This is a genomic window from Enterobacteriaceae endosymbiont of Donacia piscatrix (genome assembly GCF_012569525.1).
Classification (GTDB): Bacteria; Pseudomonadota; Gammaproteobacteria; order Enterobacterales; family Enterobacteriaceae.
Window position 1 is genome coordinate 405936 of sequence record NZ_CP046200.1, and the last position, 5818, is coordinate 411753.

At 20.0% G+C, this 5818-nt stretch carries 3 protein-coding genes; 2 read left to right on the top strand and 1 reads right to left on the bottom strand.

Features of this window, described 5'->3' with window-relative positions:
- Nucleotides 1-793: 793 nt before the first annotated feature.
- Together nrdA and nrdB are read left to right on the top strand one after the other, a co-directional pair.
- On the top strand, nucleotides 794-3076 hold the full coding sequence (gene nrdA / locus GJT96_RS02035; protein ID WP_169780538.1) for a class 1a ribonucleoside-diphosphate reductase subunit alpha: 2283 nt from the start codon (nucleotides 794-796) through the stop codon (nucleotides 3074-3076).
- Between the two features lie 36 nt (nucleotides 3077-3112).
- Entirely contained in the window at nucleotides 3113-4240 is a 1128-nt protein-coding gene (gene nrdB / locus GJT96_RS02040) for a class Ia ribonucleoside-diphosphate reductase subunit beta (protein WP_169780539.1), read from the top strand.
- Nucleotides 4241-4303: 63 nt separating this feature from the next.
- Here nrdB and GJT96_RS02045 read toward each other — a convergent pair whose 3' ends face one another.
- A complete protein-coding gene (locus GJT96_RS02045) occupies nucleotides 4304-5698 on the bottom strand; it encodes a basic amino acid/polyamine antiporter (protein WP_169780540.1) in 1395 nt (464 codons plus the stop codon).
- Nucleotides 5699-5818 lie beyond the last annotated feature (120 nt).

The window sequence follows — 5818 nt, forward strand, 5'->3', positions numbered from 1 at the left end:
AATCATTATAGTTAATAATTATCTAATTAAATATACTTTAAAATATTAAAAATATAAATAATATAATTAAAAATTACAAATAATATACATTTTAAATAAAAAAACTTAAATAATTTTAATTAAAACTTACTTAAAGTAATAATATTTTAATATTAATAATTAAATTTATAAAAAATTAATTATAAATCATAATAATTCAGATTTTTTTAAATTTTAGATTTAATAAATTTAATAATTTTTTATTTTTACATTATTAAAATAATAATATAAATATTAATATAATTAATTTTTTTAAAAAATTATATTAAAAACAAATTTTAATTTTACTTATGCATAATTTTTAAAATAGATTTAATAAGAAATAATTTTATTTTTAAAAAAATTTTTTTATATAAATATAAAAAAATATATTATAAAAGAAATTATAATATGTATTATTATTTTTAATAAATTTTAATATTTTAGCTATAATATTAATTATTATTAATAATTTATTAATAATAATTACACATAATATTAAAGAAATATATTTTTATAAAATTATATATAAATTTTTTTCTAAAGAAAATAAAATATTATATATTTATGATAAATTATCTCCTATTTTATATACAAAATTTTTATACTGATAAAAGTACTATACTAAAATAAAGATAATAATCTTTAATCATTTTATAATTTAATTAAATTAATTTTTAATAAAAAAAAATAATTTTTTTAACTTTTAAATAGTTAAATTTTAAAATTAATTTAATAAATATTATGAATATTTTTATTTTAAAAGGTATTATATATGAAAAAAAATCTGTTCGTTATTAAAAGAAATAAATCTAAAGAATTAATAAATATAGAAAAAATAAATATTTTATTAACTTACGCTGCTCAAAATTTGAAAAATATATCTTTTTTAGAAATAAAAAAAAAATTATGTTTACAATTATATAATAAAATTAGTACAGTAAAAATTCATAATATTATAATTAAAATTACCGCAGATCTTATTTCAGAAAAAAATCCTGATTATCAGTATATGGCTGCTAGATTAGCTATATCCTTCTTAAGAAAGGAAGCATATGGAACATTTACTCCTCCAAAATTGTATAATCATGTAAAAAATATGATTTTTTTAAAAAAATATGATTCATTACTTTTAAAAAAATATTCTAAAAAAGATTTTTTAATTATGGAAAAATTTCTGGATCATAATCGTGATATGAATTTTTCATATGCAGCAGTAAAACAATTAGAAGGTAAATATTTAGTAAAAGATAGAATAACAGGTAAAATTTATGAAAGTGCTCAATTTTTATATATATTAATTTCAGCTTGTTTATTTTCTCGATATCCTTCAAATGAAAGAATATATTATATTAAAAATTTTTATGATGCTATTTCTACTTTTAAAATTTCTTTACCAACACCAATAATGTCTGGAGTTCGTACTTTAACTAAACAATTTAGTTCATGTATTTTAATTGAATGTGGGGATAGCATTGATTCTATCAATGCTACAACTAGTAGTATAGTAAAATATGTATCTCAAAAAGCAGGAATTGGTATTAATGGGGGGCGTATACGTGCTTTAGGGAGTTCTATTAGAAATGGAGAGGCATTTCATACTGGTTGTATTCCTTTTTATAAACATTTTCAAACTGCTATTAAATCATGTTCTCAAGGTGGAGTAAGAGGAGGAGCAGGTACATTATTTTATCCTTTATGGCATTTAGAGATAAATAATTTATTAGTATTAAAAAATAATAGAGGAGTAGAAGATAATAGAGTAAGACATCTTGATTATTGTGTACAAATTAATAAATTGTTATACCAACGTTTAATTAATGGAGAAAAAATTACTTTATTTAATCCTTCAGATGTTCCTGATTTATATGAATATTTTTTTTCAGATCAAAAAAAGTTTAATAATATTTATAAAAGATATGAAAAAAATAATAAAATTAGAAAAAAGATTATTAGTGCTATTAATTTATTTACTTTAATGATGCAAGAACGTACTTCAACAGGAAGAATATATATTCAAAATGTTGATCATTGTAATACACATTCTCCTTTTAATCCTAGAATAGCTCCAATAAAACAATCAAATCTTTGTTTAGAAGTTACTTTACCTACTAAAATACTAAATAATATTAATGACCCTAAAGGTGAAATAGGAATATGCACTTTAGCAGCATTTAATTTAGGAAAAATTAAGAATTTAAATGAAATTAAAAATTTATCAGATTTAATTGTAAGAGCATTAAATTGTTTATTAGATTATCAAGAATATTTAATTCCTGCAGCAAAAAATTCAGCTTTAGGTCGTAGATCTTTAGGTATAGGAGTTATTAACTTTGCTTACTATTTAGCAAAAAATAATGTACGTTATTCTGATAATAGTGCAAATAATTTAACACATAAAACATTTGAAAAAATACAATATTATTTACTACAAGCATCTAATAATTTAGCAAAAATTGAAGGTTATTGTCCTTTATTTAAAGAAACAAATTATTCAATGGGTATTTTACCTATAGATACATATAAAAAACATGTAGATGATATTCATACAGAGAAACTACATCATAATTGGGAAAAATTAAGAAAAAACATAAAAAAATATGGATTACGTAATTCTACATTATCTGCTATAATGCCTTCTGAAACTTCTTCTCAGATTTCAAATGCTACTAATGGTATAGAACCACCTAGAGGTTTTATCAGTATAAAAGCATCTAAAAATGGTACTTTAAAACAAGTAGTTCCTGAATTTTTAAAATTAAAAAAAAAGTATGAATTATTATGGAATATTCCAAATAATAATGGATATTTAAATTTAATAGGTATTATACAAAAATTTATTGATCAATCTATTTCTTCAAATATTAATTATGATCCTACTCGTTTTAAAAAAAATAAAATACCAATGAAACAATTATTATATGATTTATTAATTTCCTATAAATTAGGTATAAAAACTTTATACTATCAAAACACTAGAGATGGAGCTCAAAATATTTATAGTAATGATACTATAGAAGAAAATAATATATGTTTAAGTGGTTCTTGTGTAATTTAATTTTAAATAATTTTAAATTTTTCTTTGGATAATAAAATGAGTTATACTACTTTTTCGAAAAAAAAAAATGATCAATTAAAAGAACCTATGTTTTTTGGACAATCTGTAAATATTGCACGTTATGATCAACAAAAACATCAAATTTTTGAAAAATTAATTGAAAAACAATTAAGTTTTTTTTGGAGACCTGAAGAAATAGATATATCATATGATCGCATCCACTATCAAAATTTACCAAAAAATGAACAACATATATTTATTAGTAACTTAAAATATCAAACTTTATTAGATTCAATTCAAGGTCGTAGTCCTAATATAGCTTTTCTCCCTCTAATTTCTATTCCAGAATTAGAAACATGGGTAGAAACTTGGTCATTTTTTGAAACAATACATTCTAGATCTTATACTCATATAATTAGAAACATTGTAAATGACCCATCAGTTATATTTAATGATATTATTACTAATAATAGTATTCTTCTTAGAACAAAAGATATTATCAAATATTATGATGAACTTATTGAAATGACTAATTATTGGCATTTATTTGGTGAAAATACTTTTTTTAAAAAAAAGAAAATTAAAATTAATTTATATGATTTAAAAAAAAAATTATATTTATGTTTAATGAATGTTAATATTTTAGAAGCAATAAGGTTTTATGTAAGTTTTGCTTGTTCCTTTGCTTTTGCTGAAAGAGAATTAATGGAAGGTAATGCTAAAATTATTAGATTTATAGCACGTGATGAATATTTACATTTAATAGGAACACAATACATAATTAACAGTATGAGAAAAGGAAAAGAAGATAAAGAAATGGCAAAAATTGCTCTTGAATGTGAAAAACAATGTTATAAATTATTTCTTGATGCTTCTATACAAGAACAACAATGGGCTGAATATTTATTTTCTAATGGTTCAATGATAGGATTAAATAAAAATATATTATGTCAATATATAAAATATATTACTAATATTAGAATGGAAAAAGTAGGTTTAAAATCACCTTTTAGAGTTAAAAAAAATCCTCTTCCATGGATTAATTCTTGGTTAATATCCGATAATGTACAAATGGCTCCTCAAGAAGTAGAAATAAGTTCCTATTTAATAGGACAAATAGATTCTTCTGTAAATATTCAAGAATTTAAAAATTTTAAACTTTAATTTTAATAATAATATCATGACTATTATATATAACAGTCATGATATATTTTTATGTTAAAAATTTTAATTTAATAAAAAATATAAAGCGTAAAAAAATAAAATAAATAAAATAAAACATAATAATTTTTCTATTTTATTTAAAATAAAAATTTTTGGATTAATAATCTTAATTAATATTAAAAATATTAATCCAGGAGTATATAATATTAAAGATAACAATAAATTTATAAATCCGGCTGCATATAGTAACCAAATAGAATAAATACAAGAACCTATACCAATAAATAAATTAAATTTATTTATTTTTTTTTTACAAGTAATTTTTATTAAATAAGCACCAACTAAAAAATATGGTACTAATATCATTTCAGATGCAATAGTTAATAGTTTATTATAGTTTATTTTAGTTATCCAAATTAATATTAAACATATTTGCATACTAATATTAGTCAACCATAAAGCATATAATGGAGCTTGATAACTATTTTGTTTAGATAATATTTTAGGAAAAATTTTATTTTTAGCAGCTATCCAAGGAACTTCTGCAGCCATTATAGTCCAACTAAGATATGAACCGCATACTGATATAATTAATCCTAAAGAAATAAAAATATATCCCCATTTTCCAATTAAAATAGTCATAATACTAGCCATAGAAGGATTTTTTATTATAGCTAAATTTGATCTAGACATAATACCAAAAGGTAATAAACTTACAAGTAAGTATATAAATAAAGCAATAAAAACTGCTAGTAATGTTGCTTTTCCTACATCTTTAGAATTTTTTGCTTTATTTGAAAGAATAACAGCTCCTTCTAAACCAATAAATACCCATAAAGTAATTAACATAGTATCTTTAACTTGTTTAAAAATAGAAATTTTTGTTTGTAATCCTAATAAATCTATACTAAATAATTTAAAATTAAAAAATATACAAGCTAAAATTATAAAAATACTTAAAGGAATTAATTTGCATAATGTAGTAATTATATTAATATTAGAAGCAGTTTGTGTTCCTTTTAATAACAAAAAATGTATTATCCATAATAATATAGAAGCTCCTAAAATAGATATCCATGTATTTCCACATCCAAAAATAATACGATTTGGAGTATCAATTAAAATACCTATTGCAGAAAAAACAACTACTAAATAAGAAATATTAGCAATAACGGCACATAACCAATATCCCCATGTAGCATAAAAACCAATTAAATTACCAAATCCATTTTTAGCATAAGAAAAAATACCTCCTTGTAAATTAGGTTCTAATTTATTAAGTAATAATAAAGATAAAGCTAAAAAAAAAATACCTATCCCAGTTATACTCCAACCTATTATTAAGGCTAAAGGACTTGCAATTATAGCCATATTTTGAGGCAAACTAAATACTCCAGCACCTAGTATAGAACTAAGTACTAATGATGTAAGTGCTATTAAATTCAATTTTTTATTCAAAATAATTCCTTTGATTATATTAACAAAAATTTTTTTATTTATATAAATAAAATTTTATTAAAGAAATAATGTATTTAAAATTTTTATATTGGATTATTTATATCTATAAAATGGGTTTTT

Coding starts and splice junctions, on each gene's coding strand:
- nrdA (WP_169780538.1), top strand. CDS start 794: ATGAAAAAAAATCTGTTCGTTATTAAAAGAAATAAATCTAAAGAATTA.
- nrdB (WP_169780539.1), top strand. CDS start 3,113: ATGAGTTATACTACTTTTTCGAAAAAAAAAAATGATCAATTAAAAGAA.